The sequence below is a fragment of the Arthrobacter antibioticus genome, from assembly GCF_030063205.1.
Lineage (GTDB): Bacteria > Actinomycetota > Actinomycetes > Actinomycetales > Micrococcaceae > Specibacter.
In genome coordinates, this window is the sequence record NZ_JASISQ010000002.1 from 101,480 (window position 1) to 128,028 (window position 26,549).

The following is a 26,549-nucleotide window of genomic DNA, read 5'->3' on the forward strand; positions in this document are numbered from 1 at the left end:
TCATATTAACGACCCACCCTTCCGGTTTGGTTGATGAGAACGTCAAGTGCTTCATCGACGGCTGTCATGACACGGGCAGCCGCTTGGTATGCGCGTTGATACGTCAGCAGGTTCACGTTCTCCTCGTCAAGGTCCACCGACGCGTTTGCCTGCTGGTTGGAGAGGGCGTTCGTCAAGGAGACATCTGAGAGGGTGGCTTGCTGGAGGCCTGCCTGAATCTCAACGCCAAGACGAACCACAGTGTCTGACCACAAGGCATCAGCGGAGTCGGGTTGTTTGCCCAGCTGTGAGATTTTATCGGCTATTGACCCATCTTTTCCACCCATATTGACGGCTCCAGCGGCTATCTCTTTGGCTGAGGTTGGCACCACGGTAAGGCCTAGAGCGGCCGGTACACCAGCTGTAACTTTAAAAAAGTCACCTCCGGGGGCGCCTTCGGAGGTGACTCCGCTTTGATGGACAACGTTGAGACTTCCTGCCAGTTTTTGCGCTAGTGCGTTGTAAGAAGCCGCAGTTTGTGCCAGAACGCCGCCACTGCCGGCTGGTTTCAAAACAGAGAGCAAACCTGCCAGTTTTCCGCCGTCAAGATCCACTGCAGAACCTGGACGGTGAGACCACTCGAGGCGTACCTCACCGTCATTGGCCATCCTTGTGGCCCCATCGAGTTTCACCGCGTTATTTGTGGAACCGGACAACAGAACATTCCCGCCCAGCAGGATCTCATTGGTCCCGTCTGGTAGGTCGCGGACGGTTCCCCCGGTCAATTGGGTAATCTTCGTGGTCAAGTTACTCCGCTGGTCAAGGAGCTCGTTGTGAGGGGTGCCCGCAGCATGGGCTGAACGAATGTCTTTGTTCAGAGCCGCTATCTGTCCGGCAGTTGCATTGATATCAGCGACAACAGTGTTCGCAGTGTCTCGGGTCTGTGACCACTGTTTATCTAGCGCCGAATACCCTGCGGCAATACTGGCCACTAACGCCGCAGATTTTTCCAATAAAACAGCAGAGGTCCCAGCGTTCCCGGGATCGTTGGCAATACCCTGCCATGCGGTCCAAAACCCCTGCAATTGGCTGGAAATTCCGTTCGGGCCTGGCTCGTTCAGTATCTCCTCGATGCCGGTCAGTGCCTGAGCGCGGGCACCGGTGTACCCAGCGGCGGAGAAACTGGTGCGCACCCTTGCATCCAAGAAAGCATCGCCTAGTCGAGAAATGCCGCTAACCCCGACGCCCTGACCGGTTTTAATACCTAAATCATTCAGCGAACCTCGCGCTGGAACGCCCAACGCCGCAAATTCAGTTCGCTGACGCGTGTATCCAACCGTATTGACATTGGTCAGGTTCTGACCAGTGACATTCAATCCGGTGCGGGCAGCATTAAGCCCGGATAGGGCCGTATTTAGGCCACTAAAACTACTCACGAGTTCCTCAAATTTTCTTTAGACACTTTTATCCAGCAGCAGAGAAACCGCATCTTGGCTGGTTTTCCCACGGTGGTCATAGGTGCCAGCCTCAGGGCTGAGATTGGCGGCAGTGTCTTGCGCAGAGCGTAAGCCAGCACGCAGAAACTGTAGATTAATGTCCCGTTGCCCACGGATTTGTTCCACGGTGGCCAGCATGGCCTGAAGGTGTTCTGTGAGAATTTCCTGCCAAGGTCCTGTGGAAGCGGCATCTGCGAGATCCAGCAGACCGGCATCCTCCGCTAGGCCCCAGGAAACGGCGAGCTGTGACGCCACCACGGTGCGCTCCAGCGAGGTGGCGCGCAGCCGTTGGACAACATGATCCACTTCACGGGTGGCGCTTTCAAGCCAACGGGTTTTCCCTGTTGAGAGGATCAAATGTTCCTCTTCCAACTTGAAAACCAGAAGGTCAAGGAGTTCCCGCTCACGCCACAATAACGTGCTCAGTTCCTCAGGACCCATGTGTAGTTCCTTTCATAGGGCTGGCCTAGCTGCACCAATAACTATCGGCAGTAAAAGTACACCGGTTAGTCATTTTTATCTAGAGGTGTTTTTTGTGCCCTCAGTGCCCTACAGTTGTCTTGATTAGTGCGCTATCGGCGATCGCTGAATTCTGGGGGCGAGCCCGTCGATGCACTTTTATGAATTGCCTAGGGGGCAAACAATTGAATCGCGTTGAGCGCGACGCTCTGGTCGTGCAAAATTTGCCGCTGGTTGGATATCTCGTAGCGGAGGTCTTCCTCCGCGCAAACCACTTAAGTAGGGAAGACCTTGTTCAGGTTGGGGCTATGGCCCTGATTCACTGTGCCGAAGCCTTTGACGAAGGTATGGGTGTGCCGTTTGGCGCCTATGCCCGCCGGCGGATCAAGGGTGCCTTTGCCGATGAACTTCGGCGCGATGATTGGGCCACGCGGGGTGCGCGCAGCAGGATGACCGAGCTTGCAGCAGTCAAAGAGACCCTGGGGAATGTGCTGAAACGCCCGCCCAGTCTTGGTGAATTGGCCTCTGCGCTCGGTGTTGAAAAGTCAGTGGTGGAAGCATCGCAGATTGACGCAAGCCGAACTGTCACACCGTTAACTGACGTCATAGCCGAGATGGTGGCGGCCACCTCGCAGGGGCCAGAAGAGCAAGTGGTTGAGGCGGAGCATGCTGATTTTCTTGGCCATGCGGTGGCTGCCCTGCCGGAGAAGATGCGCTACATCGTTGAACAAATTTACTTCCATGATCGCAGCGTGAAAGAACTTGCGATGGAGCTAGGCTCAAGCCACTCCGCTGTGTCTCAGCAACGTGCCGAAGGCATGCGGTTGCTGCGTGACGGATTAGAACGGCACTACCTGGCGAGTTCTACACCGGATTCCCCGGCTCATGCGCGGATCACAGTATCCCGCCGGGAGTCTTATCTGGCCGAGCTGGGCACCCGCACTTACGGTGGCGCCACCCGGGCACGGCAAACTCTGCGTGGGATGCCTGCACAGTTGAGCCGTCCCAGCTCCAGATAGATTATATGTTGCCAAGGAGAAACTTTTAGTGGTTCTTCTTACGGCTTGCAGGTGGGTGCCGACAGTGGTGTTTAGCTGCCCATGGATGGGCGGCTTCGGTCATACCCCAACTCACGGAGGATTTACTCATGGGCATGCAAGTCAACACAAACCTCGCGGCTAACAACGCTTACCGCAATTTGAGCACCACCCAGAATGCGCTGGGAAAGTCAATGGAGAAGCTCTCCAGTGGTCTTCGCATCAACCGTGCCGCAGATGACGCAGCCGGCCTGGCCATCTCCGAAGGCCTGAAGTCACAGGTCAACGGTTACACCGTTGCTGCTCGTAACGCTCAGGACGGCATCTCTGTTGTCCAGACCGCTGAAGGATCGCTGACTCAGGTACAGTCAATCCTGCAGCGTATGCGTGATCTGGCTGTACAGGCCGGCAACGATTCAAACAATGACGATTCTCGCGGGGCCATCAAGAAGGAAACCACTCAGCTGACAGCAGAGCTGACGCGCATGTCTGAGGCCACAAAGTTCAACGGCAAGTCACTGTTGGATGGGTCGACGGCGAATATGACGTTCCAGGTCGGCGCGGACGGCAATAAGTCCAACCAGATTTCGGTCAATCTTGCTAATGCGAACGTCGAGACAATCGCGAACACGCTCGCTGGCGGTGACCTGACAACCGCGGGCACGAAGTTTGACATTGCCGATATCTCGACTGTTGCCGGTCCTGCGAGCTTTACAACAACCAAAGGTGGCGTGGCAACCACAGTCACGACGGCCGACCTCGGAGCTGCTGGAGCTTTCGACAGCGTTGACAAGTACGCCGATGCACTGCGCGGCGACGCTTCGTTTGCAGCTAACTTCACAGTCAGCGTCAACAAGGATGCCAACGGTGCGGGCACTGGTATCACTGTTATGGCTAAAGACGGTGGAGTAGTTAGTACAACTGCGCCGACTACAGCTGGAACTGCGGTTGGCACAGCGGGAACCCCGATGACAGGCGGACTGAATTTTGAGACCGCTACGAATGCGCAGGCATCGTTGAACCTGATCGACACGCAGATCAAGACGGTTTCTGCAGCCCGCGCCGACCTCGGTGCCGTGCAGAACCGCCTTGAATCAGCTATCAGCAACTTGAATGTTGGCAAGGAAAACCTGTCCGCAGCCACGTCACGCATCACTGATGTGGACATGGCTTCAGAAATGGTGGACTTCACGCGCTCCAACATCTTGGCGCAGGCAGGCACGGCCATGTTGGCCCAGGCCAACCAGTCCAACCAGGGCGTCCTGAAGCTGCTCGGCTAAATCGAGTAACTTACCGGGACTCCAAAGTTCCGGAGTGCAGGTCAGCTGGGGGTACGGACTCATCCGTACCCCCAGCTGTGCATGGTCCACTTTAAGATCTAACATCTCACTGCGAAAAGGAAGCTCCACATGGGCTTGGGAATCGACGGACTGTCCTCCGGATTGGACACAACGGCAATTATCAACGCGCTCATTGCCGCCGAGTCCCGCCCCCAGGCGCTGATGAAGAGCAGGGTTGTTACCGATACCGCTTTGGTCACTGCAATGCAGGCGCTCAACACTAAGTTTGCCGCACTGACCAGCCAAGCTGGGACGCTGGCGAAAACCGGAGGTCTGGACATGTTCCAGGCCACGTCCTCATCTGATGCAATCACCGCCAAATTGGGACCCGGTGCCGTGACTACCAGCCTGAATCTGAGTGTCAATACGTTGGCACGAGCACAGTCAAACGTCAGTGGTCCTATGACGGAGTGGCCGGCTAGCCCGGCCGTCATGACCTTTGTTAAAGGTGACGGTACCACCACCGAGGTCACCGCCGAGTCCACGTCCCTTGATGCAATGGCCTACGCCATAAACAGATCCGATGCGGGAATTTCAGCCGTCAAAATTGCCTCAGGTGTTGACGCCGATGGCGCCACGCAATACCGGCTCCAGCTCACTGCCAAGGACACCGGAGCCGCCAATGGCTTCGCAGCTCACCAGGGCACCGCCGCAGAGGTTGAGGCAGGGACTGCCGTACCCCTGACAAGCCCAGGGGCATGGACCACGCTACAAACCGGGCTGGATGCCAAAATGACACTTTGGGCTGGCACCGCTGCCGAACAGGTGATCACTTCGGCTAGTAACGCCTTCGCCGGGCTTGCTCCCGGACTGGACATCACCGTCAACAAAGTCTCGGCTGAGCCTGTCACGGTTGGCGCCTCACGTGACGCGGCCAAAGTAGCTTCCGCAGCCAAAGATTTCTCTAGCAATATAAACATCATCCTGGGTTCCATCCTGACCCAGTCGACTGTCACATCGGGAGCCGGCTCGGATGGGGCATCTGTCAAGGGCGGACTCTTTTCCGGGAACAGTACTGTTTCCGATGCCAAAACCAAGCTGTTCAACTCGGTTACATCTCCCATCAACGGGTTCTCCCCGGCGACAATTGGCTTCAACACCACAAAGAACGGTGACCTCTCCTTCGAACCAGACGTTTTTGCGTCAGCGTATGCCAAAGACCCGGTGGCTACCGAAAAGATGCTTCAAACTATGGCCTCGCGGGTGGAAGAAGCGGCCAAGTCGATTTCTGGCCCTGACGTAGGTTCACTGTCCCAAAGAGTCAAAGGTCAGCAATCGATCATCAATGATCTCAACACTCAAATTCTGGACTGGGATTCCCGTTTGATGACGCGTAGAGCGTCATTGCAGGCCGTCTACACGTCATTGGAGGTTCAGATGAGCAAGATGCAATCGCAGCAATCGTGGTTGACGGCCCAAATTAACTCCTTTGATGCGGCAGGCAAGAAATGATGAATGCAAGCAGCCGTAATAAGGCGCTGAACTCCTACCAGCGTGAGGCAATCCTCTCGGCAACCCCTGCGCGTCTCCTGACGATGCTTTATGACAGGTTGCTCCTGGATCTAGCTCGCGCGGAAACTGCGCAGAACGCCTCTGACTGGTCGGTGGCCAGTGATAACCTGCTGCATGCTCAGGACATCATCGGCGAACTCTCCGGATCCTTGCAACCGGAACTGTGGGCCGGGGCAGACCAGCTGCTGGGCATCTACAATTACGCGGGGACGGCGCTGATGAACGCCAATATCCGGCGTGATCCCGCGCTAACCCGCGAGTGCATCGATCTCCTTGAACCGCTTAGGCTCACCTGGCATGAGGCTGCGGCTCTGCCCTCCGGGATCCTCGCGGGTGTGCAGGCTGGCGGCTACACCTCGTGATTTGGCCGCGCGGAGAACGGTTCGTTGAACCAGCGCAACCCGCACCCGAAAGGATCCCGGCTCCGAGTCCGCCGGCAGAAAGTGGAGTGGCTGATTTGCCAGATCTGGTGGATGCAGGCCAGGAGCAGTGGGAAACTGTCCTGGCTGAGTTGGAAGAGCAACTGTCGGTGGCAGTGTTGCAGAACCGCGGCTGGGCTCCGCCGATGAATCTTAGCCCTTTGCCTGAAGCACTGCGTGAGCGGGCAAAGAATCTAGCTGAGCTACAGAACCAGATGATCCAAGCCTTGCAAAGCTCACGCGAAAGCACTGCCACAGAACTTGGAACGCTGAAAACAGTTCAGCGCGATGCACCCGCCATTTATCTTGACGTCATGGGCTAACTGCTTTCACGAACCCCGTCCGGCCGGGCGGAATGAGAGCAACTCACAAACAACTTAAAAATAGTGTGTATTTCTCTTACGGTACTTCCCAAGCTTCCGATAGTGACAGATGAGCTACGGACGGCTCGCCCCTCAGCCACGGACAGGCCTCAAGTTTTACATCAAGGAAGAGCTCAGTGCTTGATTCCGTGGTTACTGTGGCGCTTACGAGCGCCCTCGATGGATTGTCCATGCGCCAACGCGCCATTGCCGACAACATCGCAAACGTCAATACCCCCGGCTACACTGCCCAGCGGGTGAAATTCGAAGCCGCCTTGGCTGAATCCGTCAACCGCCGCGACGGTGATGTGCGCGCCACTACGGAACGTTCGGTGGAGCCAACCCAGCTCAACGGTAACAACGTCAACCTGGACACTGAGACGCTTTCAAATATAGAAACCGTGTTGCGGTACCAATTTGCCGCCCACGCGGTTAACAGCGAATTCAACTCCATGCGCACAGTTCTCAAGAGCCAATAAGTGAGCGACGCAATTGGCATTGCCTCCACCGGATTAACGCTGCACCGCAAATGGCTCGACGCCGTCTCTGACAACATCGCCAACGTCAATACCGTGACGGCCACAACCGAGGAAGCTTTCCGTGCCCGGTACATCATTGCTGAAGCAGGGGCAGGGGACTCGGGCGTTTACGTAGCTGGTGCGGCACGCGGTAGCGCAGAAGGACGAATGACCTTTGAACCCGACCATCCATTGGCGGATGAGGGCGGTTATGTCCGGTACCCCGATATTGATATGGCGTCCCAAATGGGCCAGTTGATCATGGCCCAGCGTGGATACCAAGTCAACGCTTCAGTGGTAGACCGAGCCAAAGTTATGTACGAATCCGGATTGCAGATTGGAAAGTAGCCGATGAGTGTTTCTGGAATTGAAGGCGTACAGGCCAGCATCGGAACGGGGTATATGCCTCAAGTGCAACCCAGTACCGACAACGGTGCCTTTGGCGACTCATTGACGGGGGCGCTGAGTGATTTGCAGGGATTGCAGTCCACCTCGAACACCATGGCGGTCAAGGCCGCAACGGGAAGTCTGGATGATATTCATCAAGCCACGATTGCATCAGCCAGGGCCGCCGTGACCTTGGAGTTGGTCTCCACACTGCGCATCCGCGGTGTCGACGCATTCAACGAGATCATGAGGATGCAGGCCTGATGCCGCCGTTTCTCACCGCTTTTCCAGCTCGTTTTTCCGGCATGGCCAAGGGTTTCACCATGGCCCAAAAGACTTTGGTGGTTATTGGGTTGGCTGTTTTGGTACTAGGCAGCGTGGCCTTGTTTAGTTGGGTCACGAAACCCAGCTATGCCCCGCTATTTTCCTCTTTGGCACCGGCCGACGCCAATGCCATTGTTACGCAACTTAAAACTGATAATGTGCCCTACCAACTAGTTAACGGCGGTGCCACCATTTTGGTGCCGGACGCCAATGTTTATGACCAGCGTCTTAAGGCTGCCTCCGCGGGTCTTCCTGCGGCAACCACGGCAGGTTACTCACTGCTGGACAGTATGGGTGTGACGTCATCGGAGTTTCAACAAAACATCACGTACAAACGTGCCATGGAGGGAGAACTAGCACAAACCATCATGGCGATGAAGGGCGTGACTATGGCCTCCGTAAAATTGGCGGTCCCTGAACAAACAGTGTTCACGGCCACCAAGCAGGACCCCACCGCGTCAGTGTTCGTGGAAACCAGCCCTGGTGTCAGCCTCTCCGATGATCAGGTCAACGCGATTGTGCACCTCACGTCATCCTCGGTAGAGGCTTTGAAGCCAGCAAACGTTTCCGTTGTTGATGCGGCGGGGGCCGTGCTTTCGGCCGCAGGAAATGGTGCCACTGGAAGCGGTGGAAAACAGGCCCAAGCCTACGAGCAACGCGTTAGTGCTGCTGTGCAGTCCATGCTGGATACGGTAGTTGGTCCAGGTAATTCCAGTGTGACTCTCTCAGCCACCATGGACAACGCTTCTACGGACAGAATGAAAGAGTCCTTCACCTCTCCGGAAGGTGCACCAGCCCTGAACGAGTCGACCTCCAGCGAGAAAGGCACGGGCGGTGCTGGGTCAGGAGCTGGCGTACTAGGTCCAGATAACATTGCTGTTCCCGGCGGTGCTGGTGATGCTGGCGGAACCTCGGAGTCGAATAAAACAACCAAGAACAACGCCATCGACAAGGTAACGGAAAATACCGTTATACCTGCTGGGAATGTCCAGCGGCAGTCGCTGGCAGTCGCCGTCGACACAGCCGCAGCGGCCAAAATCGACGCAGCAACTTTGACGGAAATGGTCTCAATGGCCGCCGGGTTAAACCCGGGTCGCGGAGACACTGTCAGCATGAAGGTAGTGCCTTTCTCCACAGCTCAGTCCGAGGCTGCCCAAGCTGCCCTTGATGCAGCCAAGGCCGAAGCGGGTGCGGCGAAGACCGCAGAAACATGGCGCAATCTGGGCATTGCTGCGGTATTGCTCCTGCTGCTGCTGGTGGTAATTGTCATTTATGCACGCAAAAATCGTCGTCAGGTGCGTGAATTAGTAGACCTCGGTGAGCAGAGCCGGCAGCTGGTCTCGCTGACAAAGCTTCCTGCTGATCCTGAACCTGCCACGACTGCACTCACGGCAATTCCCGTACCCGCTGCCCTGCCTGTGGCCGAAAGTAGCGACGCCGATTCCAAGCGAGCATCTTTGGAGGCGCTGGCCGGTGCGGATCCGCAAAAAACTGCCGGACTATTGCGCTCGCTCATGGATGAAAAAGTGGGTGTCTGATGGCTTCGGTGCCGGTGACAGTTAACCAGAAGCCGGCAACACCACTGACAGGGACTCAAAAGGCCGCAGCCGTGCTCATGCAGTTTTCACAAACAGCGGCGGCTGCCGTCATGTCGCATCTGTCGGAGAGTGAGGCGGAGGCCATTGTCTCAGAGATAGTGAAGATGCGGCGCGTTCAGGCAGATGTTGCTGACGCTGTTATTAATGAGTTTCACGATATCGCCGTCAGCGGGCGGCGTGCAGCCCAAGGCGGACGCGACTTTGCCGCAGGTCTGCTTGCGGCATCATTTGGCAGCGAAAAAGCGGCCGGAGTCATGGACAGGCTGGCCTCGTCACTGGCCGGAAAGCCGTTTGAATTCTTAGACGACGCCGAACCGGGACAGTTGCTGTCCCTGCTGGAAGATGAGCTGCCGGCCACTATTGCGTTGGTGCTGGCCCATCTGCGTCCCGACCGCGCCTCTGCCACCTTGGCCGGCCTGACTGGCGGGCTGCGCACCGACGTGGCGCAGTCCATCGCAACAATGGGTTCAGCCACCCCAGAAGCTGTAGGGATCGTTGCGGGCATGCTCAAACAGCGCGCGCTGGCCGTTGTGGCACCGCGTGAACAGATGGCGGTGATCGGCGGGATTCAACCGTTGGTTGAAATCATTAACCGCTCCGATGTGGCAACTGAACGTGCGCTCCTGGAAGAGTTGGAACTGCGGGATCCGGAACTCGCAGAAGAAGTACGCTCGCGCATGCTCACATTCACTGACCTGGTGAAACTGGACAACCAGGACGTGCAGCTGGTGCTTCGCGGTATTCCTGCCAACACGCTTGCGCTGGCAATGAAGGGGGCTCCAGCCGCTGTCTTGGAAGCCATTCGATCCAATATTTCTGAGCGCAACCGTGAACTGCTTGAATTTGAACTTGAGGCACTCGGTCCCGTGCGAAGTTCAGAAGTGGAGCAGGCGCGGGCAGATATTGTACGGATCATCCGTGAACTCGAGGCTAATGAAGAGATCACAGTGCGTCGAGGGGATGAAGATGACATTGTCTACTAACCATTCGGTACCGCGCCCAGCGGTGTTCCCAGTAGTAGCTACTTCGGCCCAAGCCCACGCCCTACAGGAAGCAAAATCCAGCGGATTCACCCAAGGCCACGCCGCCGGCTACGTGGCTGGATTGCAACGTGCTGAACAGGAGGCTGCGGCACAAGCGAAACAACAGAACATGGAACACGAGGTGCTGCTGGCCACGTTGGAAACTCGGCAAACAGAGGGTCTGGGCGCCCTGAACCTGGCCATCGCCGCGCTCACGAACCGCACCGTGCCGGTTCTAGCGCACGCAGAACAAGCTCTTTTTGGATATGCCCTTGAACTGGCGCAGGCACTGCTGGGCCATGAGCTGCGGGACGGGGAAACATCCGCACGGGCCGCACTGGCGCGTGCCTGCGCACGGGCTCATACCGAAATACCAGTGAGTATCCGAATGAATCCTGCGGATATTGCAGCGCTGCCCAACTCCGATTTTCCTGACGGCGTGGCCATCCAAAACGATGCAAGCATCGGCAGGGGCGACGCCATTGCCGAATACGCCGACGGATTCCTTGATGCTCGGCTTGCCACAGCCTTGGACAGGGCCCGATCCGCACTGCTGGGCGATTTTCTGCCGGCCAGCGAATTGACCGCGGACGCACCTGTTCTGGACGCCCTAGTTCCCGGTGCCCAAGCGCCCACTGCCGCGGCGGCGAACGCTCATGCAGCGCCGCTCATGACGGGACGGTCATGAGGACCGCTACTCTCACCGGCTCCCATCGGATGGCAACGGCCGTACGGGCAGCTGCGCCCGAAAGAGTAGGCGTGGTGACAGGTGTTGTTGGATTAGCCGCCCAGGTCAGCGGCCTACGCTGCGCTGTGGGGGACATGGTCACTATTGGTGAGCGCAACCCCGTGGATGCTGAAGTGGTCGCCGTGGCGGCAGGTAGCGTGCGGATCATGCCGCTGGCACCCATGAACGGTATTGGCGAAGGTGACCTGGTGAGGGCCAAACAAGTCCCCCTCTTGGTTCCCACGGGGGACGGGCTTTTGGGCAGGGTTATTGATGGGCTTGGCCGCCCTATCGACGGGCTCGGCCCCTTACAAGGCGTGACAGGGGTGCCGCTGGAAAACAAGTCACCCAATTCCATGCAGCGGGCCCGCATCACCACGCCCTTGCAGACCGGGGTGCGGGTTTTGGACACCATGACCACCACGGGGCGCGGCCAACGTTTGGGGCTTTTTGCTGGTTCCGGAGTGGGCAAGTCTTCCCTGCTCTCGATGATTGCCCGCGGCACCGAGGCGCAGGTGTCAGTCATCGCGTTGGTGGGGGAACGCGGGCGTGAGGTGCGCGAATTTTTAGAGGACGATCTGGGTCCTGCAGGCCTGGCACGCTCGATCGTTGTGGTGTCCACAAGTGACGAACCAGCCCTGCTGCGCCTGCGTGCCGCATTCACTGCAACCCGGATAGCGGAGTCGTTCCGGGAACGCGGGGATGATGCCATGCTCATGATGGATTCGTTGACCCGGGTGGCAATGGCGCAACGCGAGATAGGCTTGTCCGTTGGTGAGCCGCCAGCAACACGAGGGTACCCGCCGTCGACCTTTTCTGTCCTAGCGCGACTGCTGGAACGGGCCGGCACCGACAAAGTGGGATCCGTCACCGGCCTGTACACGGTGTTGGTGGATGGTGATGATCACAATGAGCCGATCGCTGATGCCGTCCGCTCAATCCTCGACGGTCACGTGGTGTTGGAACGCAAATTGGCGGTGGCAGGGCATTTCCCAGCCATCGACGTGCTTGCCTCCATCTCACGTGTGGCTTCCAAGGTGTGTGCCCCCGGGCAGAAGAACGACGCCGGCACCTTGCGTAAGGTGTTGGCGGCACGGGCCGCGGCCCAGGACCTGATAGACGTTGGCGCGTACCAGGCAGGGAGTAACCACTTGGTGGATGCGGCCGTTCAGCACGGTGCGGCGATCAACGATTTTCTTCAACAAAGTATGGACGAACAAATTCCGGCCCCACAATCGTGGGCACAGCTTCGCGCTTTATCCACCATGATTTCAGGAGCATAAATGGGCAGCACATTCCGTCTGGCCGGTCTCTTACGGTTCCGTCAGGCGCAAGAGGAACAGGCAGCGGCGTCTTTGGCGCAAGCAAATGCGCGGCGTAAGGAACAGCGCGAGCACGTGAGTAAAGTGCGCGGCACTCTGGCAGCTGCGCCATCCAACGCCGGATCTGCTGCCGCTTTGCGGGCCACGGCCGCGGCGCGTTCGTCTTCACGGAGCATGTTGTTGGAGTTGGCAGCGCTGACCCACTCAGTGGAGGAGGCTGCCTCGAATGCTGAGAAAGATTTACTGACTGCCAAAAAATCTGCTGCATCACTGGAAAAATTAGCCGACCGTCACGAAATGGACCGCCAGGAACTGTTACTCCACGATGAACAGCTCTTCCTGGACGAGCTGGCAGTTTCGCGCGCAACCAGCCAAGATGACGCGGGCACCGCTACAAGCCTGCGGGTGAACCGATGAGGTCCATCGATACATTGACCACCATGTCAGCGGGTGGGCTCGGTGGCCGCGGTGCCGCGCACTCCTCAACGGAGGGATCTGGGACGAGCTTTGGTGCGTCCCTGCAAGATGCCTTGAAGCATGGGTTGGGAAACAAGACGGGAGGGCTGCAGAACACCGGCACCAGCACCGTTGACGTGGAAGATAATGCACCCAATGACGCGAATTCCCGAGTCGGAGCCGGCTCCCCGGATTCTTCGCCCGAGTCTGCCCAGGGTCTGCCAGCTGGCACTGTTGATGCCTCGATTTCAGACTTTTGGGCCGCAGTCATGCAGCCGGCGGATCCGGCTCTGCCGGCAATAACAGTGCCGGCAACTCCGGATGGTGTTGTTGCCGGAGCAGAAGAGGGCCTTGACGGCACCGGTGTTGGCGCGGAAGCCGGAACTTTGGATTCCGAGGCTGATTCTTCCGCGTCCATTGCATTTGGCGGCACCGCACCCGGGGCCGCTGCAACCGCGCCCGCGACACCCGGTGCCACGGCACCCGAGCGCCTTGCCTCCGGGCATGCAGGCGAAGCCGCAGCGGGAAGTGGCCAGCAAAATCCCCAGCAGTCACACGGTCCGGTCACGCCTGAGGGTGCAAAGACACCTGTTTCCTTAACTCCCCTTGCGCAGGGCGCTGACACAATACTGTCGCCGGCGGGGTCAGCCAGTGCGGCCGCTGCGAATGCGATGGCAGAAACTGGCTCTAAGCCAACTCTCGTTACAGAGGCGGGAAGCCCCGCGCTGAGCCCCGGCAACTCGGCAAGTCAGAGAGTAATTCCTGTTGCAGAGCAAGAGGTAGGCGGTCCGGAGGCTCCGCCCATCCCCGCATTATCTGCAGTGGCCGCGACACCGCCGCAGGCTCCGGTCCAGACTTCCGCCGCGGCGCCGGTTGCGGCACACGGACATACGCCCGCGCCAGCGTTAGTTGAACAACTGGCACGTCCGCTATTCACGCTGGCCGGAGCCCCCCTGGGGGAGCACGTCATGAAAATCAGTGTGGTCCCTGATGCTCTTGGACCAGTCACCGTAAGGGCTCAGTTGAGCGCCGACGGGATACACATTGAACTAATCGCCGCAAGTGACGCGGGCAGGGAGGGGCTGCGGGGCATCCTTTCCGACCTGAGACGGGATCTTGCCGCCGGGGGGATGGCATCTTCGCTGTCATTGGGCAGCGGGAACTCCCCTGCAAACCAGGGTGAGCAACGCAATTCCCAAACGGTGACAAGTCCGTGGAGCAATAGCACGGCACTAAAGACCGATCAAGACCCGAACCCGCAGGGTCCTATGCCCCCTGCGCCCGCGGGCGCAATAAATAATTCACTGGACATCACCGTATAGAAAGGCAGGCAAACCATGAGCGAATATTCGATTGCCCCATTGACGCCATCTGGCAATTCCATGCAGCCGCCCACAGCGGTGGATGGGATCAACAACATCCCCGGTCGGCGTGATCCTAAACAAGTCATGGACTCCGAAGTGTTCATGAACCTTCTTGTTGCCCAGTTGCGCCATCAAGACCCATCCTCGCCGATGGACACAAACGAAATGATTAGTCAGACCACCCAACTGGCCACCATGGAAAAGCTGACCAATATGGACAAAACGGCTACGGAGAGTTTCTCTCTCCAAATGCGCACCGCAGCAGCAGCACTGATTGGCGAGCAGGTCAGTTGGCAAGATGCTGACGGCACAGCACACAGTGGGATTGCCTCTTCGGTGTCCTTCATCAACGCGGTCCCGCAAGTCAGTGTCGGGGGGAAAATGATTCCTTTGGACCACATATCCGGAATAACCAGTACGGGAAAACCTGAACCCGTTTCCATCTAACTGCCACTAGTCTGCACAGGCACCACTTTTATCAACCAGCTTGACCCTTACCCACCAAGTACAGAAAGGCTTCACATCATGCTTCGTTCCTTGTATTCCGGAATCTCCGGTCTTCGCGCACACCAAACCATGCTTGACGTCACCGGCAACAACATTGCCAACGTCAACACGGCCGGTTTCAAGTCCTCCACGGTCCAGTTCCAAGACACACTGTCCCAGGTGGCTCGTTCCGGCTCCGCAGCTCAAGCACAGGCTGGCGGAACAAACCCCGCACAGGTGGGTCTGGGTGTCCAGGTGGCAGGTATCTCCACTAACTTCTCCCAAGGTTCAGCCCAAGCAACTGGCCGTTCCTCTGACATGATGATCTCCGGCGACGGATTTTTCATTACTGCCAAAGGCGGAGAGCAGCTTTATGCGCGTGCAGGGTCGTTCGACTTCGATTCGCAGGGCCGCCTGGTCTCACCCGACGGTGCCTTGCTGCAGGGTTGGTCCGCAGTCAATGGAGTCGTCAACACCGGGGCGGGACTGGGCAACATTTCCATTTCCAAGCAGATGGTGTCTGACGCATCCCGCACAACGAGCGCCACGCTAGGTGGGAACCTGCCCGACGATGCTATTGCCGGCACCGTACAGACACGCGACATGAAGGTGTTTGACGACGCAGGCAATCCCCGGAACGTTTCGCTGACATTTACCCGCACCGGGACCGGTTGGGACGTAACCGGTGCCGATACGAACGCACCCGGTGGAGCCGCTACAGGCGCCACGGCACTGACTTTCACCAATGGTGCCCTGACCGGCGGCGGAACAATGAACATTGGCGGGTTGAGTGTCAATATGGGCGCCGTGACCGGGTTCGCTCAAATGAGCACACTTGCCGTCACTGCAACCGATGGAAGTGCCGCCGGCACCTTGGACTCCTTCAGCATGGGAACGGACGGCACCCTGACAGGAACGTTCAGCAACGGTGGAAACATGGTGATCGGCCGCATAGCCTTAGCTAACTTCACCAACGCCGGTGGTTTGGAAAAAGCCGGCTCCTCCTCCTACCGTGCCACGGCATCATCTGGAGCGGCGGCGGTTGGAACAGCCGGGTCCAACGGCTTGGGCTCCTTGGCTAGTGGCTATGTGGAAATGTCAAATGTGGACCTTTCTCAGGAATTCACCAACCTGATCGTTGCCCAGCGTGGCTTCCAGTCCAACGCCCGCATCATCACCACCTCGGATGAAGTGCTGCAGGAATTGACGCAACTCAAACGCTGATAAGGATGCTGCCCTGACAATGGCGCAGTGCGTGAACTGGACTTCCATATTTTATGGACTTCACTTCAGGCGCTGCGCCACATCTGTTTAAGGGGCACCTGTGTACGCAGGGTGGCAATTGATCTCTTGGTCATCTGACCCGACCGCGCCGTTTTCTAACCAATAGCGCGGGTCAGCCGACAGTAGCGTTTGATGGACGGCTGGCGTCCCAATGAACTAAGGATGAGCCCTTGATCAGTGTCACCCGTTTGGACGGGCGAGAGTTTGCGCTGAACCCAGACTTGATTGAACGAATCTTCGAGTCTCCGGACACAACTGTGGTCATGGCCGATGGGGCGAACTACATTGTTACCGAATCAATGGCAGCCATCATTGAAAAAATTGTCCGCTTCCGTGCTCGCATCATCTCGATGGCCCATGACTACTCCGAGGATGAGATCGAATTGCCGGCGCCACCTAAATTAAGCATTATCCACCCTTCCGGAAATCCCACCACGTCAGGATCGTAAAGCGATGGATCCCGCAACAATACTCGGTCTGCTCATCGCCTTCGGTGCCTTGTTTGGCATGATCACTTTGGAGGGCGCCAGTGTCACAAGCGTGACGCTCCCGGCCCCCATGCTGCTGGTTCTGGTTGGCACCATCGCCATTGGCGTGGCTGGTTCGACCTTGAAGGATGTTGTGCATGCCGCAAAGTCACTTCCCAGAGCATTTTTAGCTAAACCTCCGAAACCTGGGGAGAGTATCGAGCAGGTCGTGGCGCTGGCAGACAAGGCGCGTCGGGAGGGACTGCTGTCTCTTGAAGCTGCCGCGGCCGAGACTAAAGACCCGTTCTTGCGCGATGCGTTGCAGAACATTGCGGACGGTACCGATGGGGAAGATCTGCGCGAGCTCTTGGATGATGCCGTTGAAACTAAGATCAAAAGTGATCATACGGCCTCTAAATTCTTTACAACTTTGGGTGGTTACGCACCCACCGTGGGCATCATTGGCACAGTTGTTTCGCTGACGCACGTACTGGAGAATCTCTCGAATCCAGAAGAGCTGGGACACATGATTGCTGCAGCGTTTGTGGCTACACTTTGGGGTTTGCTGTCCGCAAACTTCATCTGGCTACCTATTGGTTCACGATTGAGCCGGCTCTCGGAGCTGGAAGTGGACCGTATGACTCTCATTACCGAGGGTGTCTTGGCTGTGCAGGCAGGGTCCCAGCCCACCCTGTTGCGTGAGCGGTTGACAGCCATGGTTCCCGCATACCGCCAACAGGGTGGCAAGAAAAATACACGTGGTAAAGCCCAAGACCGCGATGCAGCATGAGTCAGGGACGTAAAACTGCCCGCAAGCGGAGGGGTAAACCGGAAGAGAGCCACCCGGATGAGCGCTGGATGGCTTCCTACATGGACATGGTCACTGTTTTGATGTGCATGTTTATTGTCCTTTACGCCATGTCCACAGTGGATGATGTGAAGTATGAGAAACTTCGTGACTCGCTAGCCAGTGGCTTTGGCCAGGTGAATGTTGGGAAGGTGGATACTGCCTCTGGAATCGTGGTGCCACCCGAAGATGTGGGCAAGGAAGGTACTTTAACGAACACTCCTCTAGACCGAGCGGTGACCGAGGTTGATCGCCTCACTGCGCTGAAGGAGGCCATGCGCGTGGGGCTGGAGACAAACGGACTGGCTGAGAACGTAGAGTTTCAGATCGACCACCGTGGATTGAGCGTAAAGCTAGTTGGCTCGCAGTCATTCTTTCGTCCAGACAGTCCAGAACTATCCTCCCGTGCTACAGCCGTACTGGATACGATCGCCCCCACACTGCTGTCCTCCGGTCTGGATATTTCTGTTGAGGGTCACGCCGCCGACGCCATCACCAACTACCCCTCAGTGTGGGAGTTGTCCGCAGAACGCGCCGTCGGTGTGGTGCGTCACCTTGTGGAGCGCCGAAATCTGCCCGGCGCCAAGGTTGCTGCGATCGGCTACGGAAGTACACGCTCTGTCAATGACAACTCCACTGAATCTTTACGCGAACTAAACAGACGCGTTGACATAGTGGTGCTATCCAACCAGCCCGAGGAAGTTCGTGCGCTAATTCCAGAAGTATTGAAAGCAAAAGCTGTTCCTTCCTAACGCATGTCTTGGTTGTGCCGATAGTGACAGATATGGCTGACCCTTACCTTCCTTCCTCCCTGCCCGCTCCGTGGGCGAAAAGGGTGGTTGAGGTCTACGATTTTCGGCGGCCTACAACTTTGGCTCGCGAGCACAGTCGTGTGCTGGAACTCGCCTTCGAAACCTTCGCTAGGCAGTGGGGTACGCAACTAACCACCAAAATCCGGGCGGCTTCCTCCGTTATCACCGAACAGGTGACAATGGAGACCTACGATGAATATGCTGCCGGGTTGCCCGCGTCCACCGCAATGGTACTTTTCTCCCTTGGTGGGCAAGAGTCCAAAGGTGTCATTCAGTTCCCCGCAGAAGCGGCATTGAGTTGGATCACCCGCATGCTCGGCGGAGGGTCTGCTGTACCGATCCCTGACCGTAAATTCACCCAAATCGAGCACGCGCTGGTCACACGGCTGATGGAAGATGCCTTAGAGGACCTCAGGTACTCCTTTGGGTCCCTACTCGTTGAGACACCTGCCGTTGAAGGGATCCACTTCAACTCCCAGTTTGCCCAGGCTGCCGCTACGAACACACTCATGATTGTTGCCGGTTTTACAGTGCGAATGGGCGACCTGAGCTGGCGTGCCACGATTGCGTTGCCTGCCGAGGTTTTAGTGCAGCAGTTGGGAAGCCACAATCCGATCAGCGATGCCGCTGCGGCGCCCGAACAGTTGCGCGCCCAGCTAGGCGGGGTGCCTGTTGATGTTGCGCTGGCGCTAACTCCGGTGCCGGTCACCCCGGACACCATTTTGAACTTGGCGGTGGGTGATGTTTTGAACCTTCCTCATCCCACCAACAGACCTTTTGACTTGACCGTTGGGGGTAAGCCCGTTGCCTGTGCCATCGGCGTGACGCATGGCTCACGCAAAGCCGGGCAGATTGTTACTATCGAAGAGAGAAACCCATGAGTATGAATCCGGTCAAGCTGGCGGTGGCCAACGCACTGGCAAGTGCACTGCCCTCCACAACGACCTTGAGCGTTAATCTCGCTGATAGCGCCGCTGCGCCAGCCGGAACTGTCGGGTTTCTCGTGGATTATGTGGGGCCCCAAACCGCGGAACTTGCTGTGCTGCTCTCTGAGCGGGCCGTGCAAGCCGTGCGAGCGGCTGGTGGCGCTGGAAGTTTTGCGCTGGTAGATGTTATGCGTCCCGCTTTCGAGGCCGCCACGGCGCAACTTGGCTCCGGCGTTCTTGGGGAAGTGTCAGAAAGCTCTTCTGCGGCCCATTTCAAGGGCGTGGACACAACAGTATTCGAACTGAACGATGCGGGCAGCGGCTTCGATAACCAAGAGCCCTACGCATGGGTGGCGCTTAAGTTTCGTGACTCTGCTAGTCAAGGCGCCGGAGGGCTGAGCGCGGCAAAACTTGGGCGTATTCACGATGTTGAAATGGCCTTGTCTGTGGTCATCGGGCGCACGCGAATGAGTGTGGCCCATGTGCTGGGATTGGAACCAGGTCAGGTAGTGGACCTTGACCGTTCCGCCGGATCCCCCGCGGACGTGTTGCTGAATGGACGCTTGATAGCCCATGGTGAAGTTGTTGTTGTGGATCAGGATTACGCAGTGCGGATCACCAAAATTTTGGACACAGCAGAGACGGTCGGCTAGATGGATGCATTCCTCCTGGTCATCCGGGTAGGACTATCTCTAGGTGTAGTCATGGTCCTCCTCTGGATGGCCCAGAAACGATTTTCAAAGGTCGGACGCTCCGCAGAACAGTCCGATCTTGCTGTGGTTGTTCGCAAAAGTGTTGGGCCAAAGGCCTCAGTGGTGGTCGTGGAATCTGACGGGCTGCGTTTTATGCTTGGGGTCACCGAACATTCGGTCAACGTTTTACACAGCAGCGAGGCACCCGAACCGGCGCCGGTACCATCACAAGCAATGGATCACGGGGAGGATCCTGCCTTTGCTGCGCTACTGAAGTCCGCTGGTGAGCCGGCCCTTCGCCGGGATAGCGCAACCCGCAAACTTCGGCACAGCACAGCTACAGGATCCATGCATGGATCGATCTTTGCTCGCAGCACATGGGTCCAGGCAGGTGCCGCTGTGCGCAAGGGCTTGAATCTGTGACCCGGCCCTTCGCGCACTCGCGCAGTTACCTCCGGATGGCTGCCTTAGCCTTCTCGGTGCTTGTCGTGTTGTATTTGCTGTTGATCTCCACATCCATTTCCGCACATGCCTTGACGGGCATGCTCCCGATGGATCCCGTGGACCCGACCCCGCCCACAGATCCAACCCCGCCAGGGGAGAGCGACGGCGTCAACGTCACTGTCAATGGTCTGACAGGCAGCCCCAGCTCCTCCATCGTCACATTGTTGGCGGTCACTTTATTGTCAGTTGCTCCGGCACTGCTGCTGATGATGACCTCTTTCACGAAGATCTTTGTGGTTCTGGCCATGGCTCGCAACGCCGTCGGGCTTCCATCAATTCCGCCCAACCAGGTGCTGGCCGGGCTGGCGCTATTTTTGTCACTGTTCATCATGGCGCCGACTCTGACCGAGATCAATAACATTGCCGTGCAACCGTTCCTCGACGGAAGCATCGACATCAGCCGGGCGTTTGAACTTGCCGGAACACCGTTGCGCCAATTCATGCTCCCGCATACCCGTGAGGCGGATATCGCTCTCATGACCCGGGCCGCCGAACGGGAAAATCCGGACACACCAGAGACAGTTCCAATGCTGACGTTGATCCCGGCCTTCATGATTTCTGAGCTACGTGCCGCTTTCATTATTGGGTTCGTTATTTTCATTCCATTTTTGATCATCGACCTTGTGGTTGCCTCAGCGCTGATGTCGATGGGCATGATGATGCTTCCGCCGGTGATGATCTCGTTGCCGTTCAAGATTCTCCTGTTCGTGTTGGTGGACGGCTGGGGCCTGATCATTACTTCTCTTATTCAAAGTTATGCAGGTGGGCCGTGAATTCTGCTGAAGTCCTAAATATTGCCGTACAGGCCTTGTGGGTGGCGGCGAAGCTGTGTGCCCCCATCCTGATCACGGCTCTTGTCGTGGGGTTTTCCATTTCGCTGGTGCAATCCATCACACAGATTCAAGAGGCCACACTGTCTTTTGTTCCCAAGGCAGCCGCAGTGGTGATTGCGTTGGTAATTTGTGGGCATTGGATGATTACCGAGATCGTCACTTTCACGCATCAACTCTTTGACAAACTCCCCGCGCTGCTGGCTGGTTAGGCACAGAAGCTATGAACATTCCCGTTGAACTGGCGTGGTTGGAGGCCGCGCTGCTGGCTGTTGTGCGTGCCACAGCCTTCATTGTTATTGCACCACCTTTTTCTTACAACGCCATCCCGTTGCGAATCAAAGGCATGCTGGCTCTGGGTCTGGGTCTTGCCATGAGTAATCGGGTGGTGGTTGGGCCCGAGGTGAGCGAGGTGGGCCCTTTTGTTACCGCTGTCATCTTGGAAGTTGTTGTGGGCGCGGCCTTGGGATTCTTGGTGTACGTGGTGTTCGCTGCGGTGCAGTCTGCCGGATCCATGATCGATTTGTTTGGCGGATTTTCTATGGCTCAGGCATTCGATCCACAGTCCATGGTCAATGGAGCCCAATTCACCCGGTTATTTCAAATGACAACGTTGGCACTGTTGTTTGCCTCTGATGGCTATCAGCTCATTATCGGTGGTCTGGCTCGATCCTTTGACGCCATCCCAATCGGTGGGGGATTGGATTTGACGAACCCCGCCGACGCCATGGTGGGCGCTGTGACACAAATGTTTTTAGCCGCTGTGCAGATTGCTGGTCCGCTGATGGTGGTGCTCTTTCTTGCTGATGCAGGGTTGGGTTTGCTCACGCGTGTGGCACCCGCCTTGAATGCTTTTGCATTGGGATTTCCGCTAAAGATCATGCTGACGCTTACTTTGGGTGGGCTAGTGCTGATGGCATTGGGCCCGGTGGTTGCGGCTTTGGTGACCACAGCCATGACGCAGTTGTCGGGGGTGATCAGCCGTGGCGGATGAACCCAGTGGGGAAAGAACCGAAGAAGCCACCGACAAACGTATGCGGGAGGTGCGCGAGAAAGGCCAGCTTTCGCGTTCCCAGGATCTAACAGCGTGGGTTGGTGTGGGGGCTGCCGCTCTCTTGATACCGGGTGTGATCTCGCGCGCCTCCAATGAGTTAGCCGAACAAATGTTCACGGTTACGGCCATGGCCGCCAATCCGGAACCAGAGGCAGCAGTGCGGGCCATGGAGGACGCCTTTATGTCCTTGACCAATATTCTAGGAATGCTGTTTGTTGGTGTTGTGGTGGCAGTCCTGGCGGCTGCAGTGTTGCAGGGTGGAGTGCGGTTTAAAAAATTCAAACCCAAATATGAACAATTTAACCTCCTCAAGGGCCTAAAAACCGTGTTTGGGACGCAGGCGCTGTGGAATGGGGCCAAAGCGTTGCTGAAGACAGCCGTCGTCGGACTTGTATTGTTCATTGTCATCGAAGGGCTAACATCGACGCTCTTGCGTTCCTCCGGTGCCCTGCCCATTTCAGAACTGCTATCCACAGCCGGTGCGGGACTTGTTCAATTGATCCAGTACGCGGTTACCGCTGGAATGCTCTTGGCTGTGGCTGACGTTTTTGTTGTTTCCCGGCGAAATCGAAAACGGACGCGAATGACCAAAAAAGAGGTTAAAGATGAGCACAAGAGCACCGATGGTGATCCACTGGTAAAGTCGGCCCGTCGCCAACGCCAGTTGAGTATGGCTCGGAACCGCATGATGGGCGCGGTGGCGACGGCCGACGTCGTGCTGGTAAACCCCACCCACGTAGCCGTGGCACTGCGTTATGAGCCCGGTAAATCAGCTCCCCGCGTTGTGGCCAAGGGTGCGGATCGGGTTGCTCTGCGCATCCGCGCCGAGGCCGAGGCCAAAAAGGTGCCGGTCGTTAAAGACATTCCGCTGGCCCGCGCCCTACACGGCTCCTGTGAGCTGGGAGCTGAAATTCCGGTGGCACTGTACAACCAGGTAGCAGCCGTCTTGGCCTTCGTCATGGCGCTGAAGAAGCGTGGTGGCTCCGCCGGAACCCACCAGATATTAGCTGCCGGATCAAGCATTCCTCCGAGTCTGGTCCCGGTATGAATAGCAACGCCGCCGTATTGTCCCGTCCTTCCAACCTAAGGAAACCGCTGTGAACCGCAACGTGTCAAGCATGGCCATCCCCATGGGTGTGGTGGGCATTGTGCTGCTGCTTGTGGTGCCCATTCCCACCATTTTGTTGGACATACTGATCATCATCAACATCGTGTTTGCACTTTTGGTGCTCATGAACACCATGTTTGTGCAGAAACCTCTTGACTTCTCCGTATTCCCGTCGCTGCTGTTGGTTGCTACGTTGTTCCGGCTGGGCTTGAATGTTGCTTCAACTCGTCTAGTTCTGGGACAAGCCCATGCGGGGGCGGTCATCCAGGCTTTTGGTGAAGTGACAATTGGTGGAAACCTCATCATCGGGGCCGTGATTTTCCTGATTCTTGTGGTCATTCAGTTCGTCGTGGTCACTAAGGGTGCCGAGCGAGTAGCCGAGGTTGGTGCCAGGTTCACTCTGGACGCCATGCCAGGAAAGCAGATGGCGATTGATGCGGACCTCAACACGGGTTTGATCACTGACGCCGAAGCTAAGGACCGCCGGGCGGAAGTATCCGCCGAGGCTGATTTCTACGGTTCTATGGATGGAGCATCGAAGTTCGTCAAGGGTGATGCAATAGTCGGCATCATCATTATCTTGATCAACCTCATTGGTGGAATTGCAATTGGCCTGGGCCAGCGCGGTATGGAAATCTCCGACGCCTTGCACACCTATTCCATGCTGTCCATGGGCGACGGATTGGTCTCGCAGATCCCCGCGCTGCTCATGGCCGTGGCTACAGGCATGATTGTCACCCGCTCCAATGCTTCTGCCGATCTAGGAACGACGGCGGCCGCACAGCTAACGCAATCACGTCCGGCTTTGATGGTGGCTGGCATTGCGGCGATCATCATGGCACTGATCCCCGGTATGCCAGCGCTTTTGTTCCTAAGTGTTGGTGCACTGATGCTGTTCATGGGTCAGCGGGTTAAATCCGCGGAAAAAGCTGCGGCTCAGGCATTGGCTTTGGAGTCTTTGCCTTCTGCTGCGCCCGTAGAAACTACGCAGGACATCCTTGAACAAATGCGGGTTCAGCCCCTCGAGATCCAACTGGCCACTGATTTGGTGGACTTGGTGAACGGATCCGCCGATGATCTGCTGGCCCGCATCCGGGCCCTGCGGCACAAAGTTGCCATGGAACTGGGAATCGTGGTGCCACCGGTGAGGACGCGAGATCACGTGGAACTGCCGCTATCTAGCTATGTCATCCGCATTGCGGGAGTGGAGGCCGGCCGTGGCACCGCCCCACCCGGTCGGGTGCTGGCGCTGGGAGATAATCTAGCGGGCTTGCCGGGCACCCCCACTGTGGAGCCGGTCTTTGGGCTGGCAGGGAAATGGGTACCGGCAGAAATGCGGCACAGTGCGGAAATGGCTGGTGCCACGGTTGTGGACCGTGTCTCGGTCCTTGTCACCCACCTTTCCTCCGTTGTCAGTGCCAATGCTGCGCGGCTCTTGAGCCGGGAGGATGTTCGGGTCCTCACCGAGGGCGTGAAGGAAGTGTCTCCTTCCACCGTCGAGGAACTGGTTCCTGCGTTGCTGTCCCTGGGTGAGGTGCAAAGTGTCCTACAGGGCCTGCTAAGCGAGCAGGTGCCCATTAATGATTTGCCTCGCATCTACGAATCGTTGTCACTGCAAGCCAAAAAGGGAACCGATACCGAGGGACTCGTTGAGGCTGCGCGGAACTCGTTGGGCCCCGTCATTGCTGATAAGTATTTGGATGAGGGTACTCTGGCGGTGCTCATGATCGATCCAACTCTGGAGCAGGAAATGCTCGAAGGGCTGCGTCCCTCCGAGCTGGGCACCCAGATCATGATGGATGCCAACAAGCTCGACGCCGTCCTGGGTTCAGTAAGCGACAGAGCGGCCGATGCCGAGGCGGCCGGCAGGAATACCGTCCTGGTCTGCGCTCCGGCACTGCGTCCGGCAGTGCGCAGACTTGTGGCTGGGCGGGTTTCCGGACTCCCAGTCCTGTCCTACACCGAGGCTACCTCCGGTAACCCAACCATTGAAACGTTAGGAGTGATTCGCGGTGTCCAGCCAATTTCAGCTTAAGGGTCACAGCATGGAGAGCCTGCGCTGGCAGCTCTTCGAAACCTACGGTTCCAGGGCCCGGATTATCCGTGCAGAACGGATCCAGACCGGCGGAGTTTTTGGGATCGGGGCAATCACCAGCTTCGAAGTAAACGTGGAAGTTGATGACCTTCAGGAGGATGATCCGGGGCTGACACGCCATGAACGCTCGCGGTTAGTGGAGGTCAACCGAGGCCCGGCAGTGCCGAGACGTGGCCTCGGGGCGTTGTTGGCCCAAGCGGACAACGCTGATAGTGCTGCGCCAAGCCAAACACTGAAGGCCCTTGAACAGAAACCAGATTTTGATGCCATCATGGGAGAGCTTGCTGGCGAAGATCCCTACGATGATTCTGCCCAGGTGGACTCGGCAAGAGCCATGCCTCGACCGTCGCAGCGGCCAGGAGATGTCATCATCCTGGCGGGATTGCGTGAACAGCCGTTGCATACGGCCTGGAGCATGATTAGTACCCTTATGGGTGGTGCAGACCTGCTGACAGCAGGAGACCACCGCTCTGTGGGCGTCAGCCACGTCTTTCTCGATAGCGTGGGGGTGAAGAGGGCGCAAGCCCTGGCAGCCAGCGTAGGAAGGCCGCTATTGATAGCATTTAGCTTTGGCCAACGCGGATCATCTAACTTGTCGGTGCTTGCCTCTCTACGGCCCGCCCAGCTGTGGCTGGTGGTGGACGCAGCTCACAAGCCTGAAGACACTCAGTCATGGGTTCGCCGGGCCTGTAGGTACGCGGTTCCTGACGCTTTGGCTGTTGTGGGGGCCACTGACACTATGACGCCGGAAACGGTCAATGAGCTTCGGCTCCCGGTTGGCTGGGTGGACGGTCACCAGGCAACATCAACTGAGCTTTAATATTCCCCCAACTGCATATCCAGGGAAGGAACTGCATGCTGGTACTAACACGCAAGATTGGCGAAAAGATTGTCATCGCAGGAAACATCACGGTGACAATTCTCGATGGCGGCCGCGGCGAAGGGGTGCGCATAGGCATTGACGCCCCACGGGATGTGAGCATTCATCGAAGTGAGGTCATCGATGCCGTTTCGGCAAGCAACTTAGAAGCTGTGGAAGGCTCGGCGGTGGTGGCTACACAAAGTGCTGATAGTCCTGAACAGCTCATTCTGGCCGCATTGGGCATTACGCTGACCTAGATG

General features: G+C 57.4%; 31 protein-coding genes. 29 read left to right on the forward strand and 2 right to left on the reverse strand.

Translation table 11 applies throughout. From position 1 onward, the window contains the following. Positions 1-5: 5 nt before the first annotated feature. The gene (flgK, locus tag QMG40_RS05490; protein ID WP_283528857.1) at positions 6-1,415 is read right to left on the reverse strand and encodes a flagellar hook-associated protein FlgK; all 1,410 of its coding nucleotides are present in this window, start codon (positions 1,413-1,415) and stop codon (positions 6-8) included. Between the two features lie 18 nt (positions 1,416-1,433). Then, positions 1,434-1,916 carry a flagellar protein FlgN gene (locus QMG40_RS05495; RefSeq protein ID WP_283528859.1) on the reverse strand — a complete coding sequence of 161 codons (483 nt, stop codon included), beginning with the start codon at positions 1,914-1,916 and terminating at the stop codon, positions 1,434-1,436. Positions 1,917-2,095: 179 nt separating this feature from the next. Between QMG40_RS05495 and QMG40_RS05500 the strand changes: the two genes are divergently transcribed. The 29 genes from QMG40_RS05500 (at position 2,096) to QMG40_RS05640 (ending at position 26,546) form a co-directional block, all read left to right on the forward strand. Continuing rightward, positions 2,096-2,953, forward strand: a complete 858-nt coding sequence (locus QMG40_RS05500; protein WP_283528861.1) for a sigma-70 family RNA polymerase sigma factor — start codon at positions 2,096-2,098, stop codon at positions 2,951-2,953. 128 nt (positions 2,954-3,081) lie between these two features. After that, positions 3,082-4,251: a flagellin N-terminal helical domain-containing protein gene (locus QMG40_RS05505; RefSeq protein ID WP_283528863.1), complete on the forward strand. Its 1,170-nt coding sequence runs from the start codon at positions 3,082-3,084 to the stop codon at positions 4,249-4,251. Between the two features lie 129 nt (positions 4,252-4,380). Beyond that, the gene (gene fliD / locus QMG40_RS05510) at positions 4,381-5,763 is read left to right on the forward strand and encodes a flagellar filament capping protein FliD (RefSeq protein ID WP_283528865.1); all 1,383 of its coding nucleotides are present in this window, start codon (positions 4,381-4,383) and stop codon (positions 5,761-5,763) included. Further along, on the forward strand, positions 5,760-6,185 hold the full coding sequence (fliS, locus tag QMG40_RS05515; RefSeq protein ID WP_349361602.1) for a flagellar export chaperone FliS: 426 nt from the start codon (positions 5,760-5,762) through the stop codon (positions 6,183-6,185). Before fliD ends, fliS begins: the two co-directional genes overlap by 4 nt. Before the next feature lie 86 nt (positions 6,186-6,271). Further along, complete coding sequence (locus tag QMG40_RS05520; protein ID WP_283528867.1) at positions 6,272-6,565, forward strand: hypothetical protein; 294 nt, start codon at positions 6,272-6,274, stop codon at positions 6,563-6,565. A gap of 176 nt (positions 6,566-6,741) precedes the next feature. Next, positions 6,742-7,083, forward strand: a complete 342-nt coding sequence (locus tag QMG40_RS05525; protein WP_283528870.1) for a flagellar basal body rod protein FlgB — start codon at positions 6,742-6,744, stop codon at positions 7,081-7,083. Next, complete coding sequence (locus QMG40_RS05530; RefSeq protein ID WP_283528873.1) at positions 7,084-7,470, forward strand: flagellar basal body rod protein FlgC; 387 nt, start codon at positions 7,084-7,086, stop codon at positions 7,468-7,470. It begins immediately after the preceding gene. Between the two features lie 3 nt (positions 7,471-7,473). After that, a complete protein-coding gene (gene fliE, locus QMG40_RS05535) occupies positions 7,474-7,773 on the forward strand; it encodes a flagellar hook-basal body complex protein FliE (protein ID WP_459252960.1) in 300 nt (99 codons plus the stop codon). Between the two features lie 41 nt (positions 7,774-7,814). Beyond that, positions 7,815-9,371 (forward strand): flagellar basal-body MS-ring/collar protein FliF, encoded by a 1,557-nt coding sequence (gene fliF / locus QMG40_RS05540; protein WP_349361608.1) that lies wholly within the window; start codon positions 7,815-7,817, stop codon positions 9,369-9,371. Beyond that, the gene (gene fliG, locus QMG40_RS05545) at positions 9,371-10,414 is read left to right on the forward strand and encodes a flagellar motor switch protein FliG (RefSeq protein ID WP_283528878.1); all 1,044 of its coding nucleotides are present in this window, start codon (positions 9,371-9,373) and stop codon (positions 10,412-10,414) included. The genes fliF and fliG overlap by 1 nt, the downstream gene beginning before the upstream one ends. Continuing rightward, complete coding sequence (locus QMG40_RS05550; protein WP_283528880.1) at positions 10,398-11,141, forward strand: FliH/SctL family protein; 744 nt, start codon at positions 10,398-10,400, stop codon at positions 11,139-11,141. Before fliG ends, QMG40_RS05550 begins: the two co-directional genes overlap by 17 nt. Further along, entirely contained in the window at positions 11,138-12,463 is a 1,326-nt protein-coding gene (locus QMG40_RS05555; protein ID WP_283528883.1) for a FliI/YscN family ATPase, read from the forward strand. Before QMG40_RS05550 ends, QMG40_RS05555 begins: the two co-directional genes overlap by 4 nt. Further along, positions 12,464-12,919 (forward strand): flagellar FliJ family protein, encoded by a 456-nt coding sequence (locus QMG40_RS05560; protein ID WP_283528885.1) that lies wholly within the window; start codon positions 12,464-12,466, stop codon positions 12,917-12,919. Continuing rightward, positions 12,916-14,280 (forward strand): flagellar hook-length control protein FliK, encoded by a 1,365-nt coding sequence (locus QMG40_RS05565; RefSeq protein ID WP_283528887.1) that lies wholly within the window; start codon positions 12,916-12,918, stop codon positions 14,278-14,280. Before QMG40_RS05560 ends, QMG40_RS05565 begins: the two co-directional genes overlap by 4 nt. A gap of 15 nt (positions 14,281-14,295) precedes the next feature. After that, positions 14,296-14,769: a flagellar hook capping FlgD N-terminal domain-containing protein gene (locus QMG40_RS05570; protein WP_283528889.1), complete on the forward strand. Its 474-nt coding sequence runs from the start codon at positions 14,296-14,298 to the stop codon at positions 14,767-14,769. Positions 14,770-14,847: 78 nt separating this feature from the next. Then, positions 14,848-16,032 carry a flagellar hook protein FlgE gene (locus QMG40_RS05575; RefSeq protein WP_283528891.1) on the forward strand — a complete coding sequence of 395 codons (1,185 nt, stop codon included), beginning with the start codon at positions 14,848-14,850 and terminating at the stop codon, positions 16,030-16,032. 230 nt (positions 16,033-16,262) lie between these two features. Next, a complete protein-coding gene (locus QMG40_RS05580; RefSeq protein ID WP_283528893.1) occupies positions 16,263-16,541 on the forward strand; it encodes a flagellar FlbD family protein in 279 nt (92 codons plus the stop codon). 4 nt (positions 16,542-16,545) lie between these two features. Beyond that, on the forward strand, positions 16,546-17,349 hold the full coding sequence (locus tag QMG40_RS05585) for a motility protein A (protein WP_283528895.1): 804 nt from the start codon (positions 16,546-16,548) through the stop codon (positions 17,347-17,349). Then, complete coding sequence (locus QMG40_RS05590; RefSeq protein WP_283528898.1) at positions 17,346-18,158, forward strand: OmpA/MotB family protein; 813 nt, start codon at positions 17,346-17,348, stop codon at positions 18,156-18,158. The genes QMG40_RS05585 and QMG40_RS05590 overlap by 4 nt, the downstream gene beginning before the upstream one ends. A 32-nt stretch (positions 18,159-18,190) precedes the next feature. Then, positions 18,191-19,099: a flagellar motor switch protein FliM gene (locus tag QMG40_RS05595; protein ID WP_283528900.1), complete on the forward strand. Its 909-nt coding sequence runs from the start codon at positions 18,191-18,193 to the stop codon at positions 19,097-19,099. After that, positions 19,096-19,797 (forward strand): flagellar motor switch protein FliN, encoded by a 702-nt coding sequence (gene fliN / locus QMG40_RS05600; RefSeq protein WP_283528901.1) that lies wholly within the window; start codon positions 19,096-19,098, stop codon positions 19,795-19,797. Before QMG40_RS05595 ends, fliN begins: the two co-directional genes overlap by 4 nt. Then, positions 19,798-20,259, forward strand: a complete 462-nt coding sequence (locus tag QMG40_RS05605; RefSeq protein WP_283528903.1) for a FliO/MopB family protein — start codon at positions 19,798-19,800, stop codon at positions 20,257-20,259. A gap of 35 nt (positions 20,260-20,294) precedes the next feature. Beyond that, positions 20,295-21,113, forward strand: coding sequence for a flagellar type III secretion system pore protein FliP (gene fliP / locus QMG40_RS05610; RefSeq protein ID WP_283530089.1), 819 nt, complete (start codon positions 20,295-20,297; stop codon positions 21,111-21,113). Continuing rightward, a complete protein-coding gene (gene fliQ, locus QMG40_RS05615; protein ID WP_283528905.1) occupies positions 21,110-21,382 on the forward strand; it encodes a flagellar biosynthesis protein FliQ in 273 nt (90 codons plus the stop codon). Before fliP ends, fliQ begins: the two co-directional genes overlap by 4 nt. 11 nt (positions 21,383-21,393) lie before the next feature. Next, complete coding sequence (locus tag QMG40_RS05620) at positions 21,394-22,164, forward strand: flagellar biosynthetic protein FliR (RefSeq protein WP_283528908.1); 771 nt, start codon at positions 21,394-21,396, stop codon at positions 22,162-22,164. Continuing rightward, complete coding sequence (locus QMG40_RS05625) at positions 22,154-23,272, forward strand: EscU/YscU/HrcU family type III secretion system export apparatus switch protein (protein ID WP_283528910.1); 1,119 nt, start codon at positions 22,154-22,156, stop codon at positions 23,270-23,272. The genes QMG40_RS05620 and QMG40_RS05625 overlap by 11 nt, the downstream gene beginning before the upstream one ends. 70 nt (positions 23,273-23,342) lie before the next feature. Continuing rightward, a complete protein-coding gene (locus tag QMG40_RS05630) occupies positions 23,343-25,367 on the forward strand; it encodes a flagellar biosynthesis protein FlhA (RefSeq protein ID WP_283530091.1) in 2,025 nt (674 codons plus the stop codon). Further along, a complete protein-coding gene (locus QMG40_RS05635) occupies positions 25,345-26,247 on the forward strand; it encodes a hypothetical protein (protein ID WP_283528912.1) in 903 nt (300 codons plus the stop codon). The genes QMG40_RS05630 and QMG40_RS05635 overlap by 23 nt, the downstream gene beginning before the upstream one ends. Before the next feature lie 35 nt (positions 26,248-26,282). Then, positions 26,283-26,546 carry a carbon storage regulator gene (locus QMG40_RS05640; protein ID WP_283528915.1) on the forward strand — a complete coding sequence of 88 codons (264 nt, stop codon included), beginning with the start codon at positions 26,283-26,285 and terminating at the stop codon, positions 26,544-26,546. Positions 26,547-26,549: the final 3 nt, after the last annotated feature.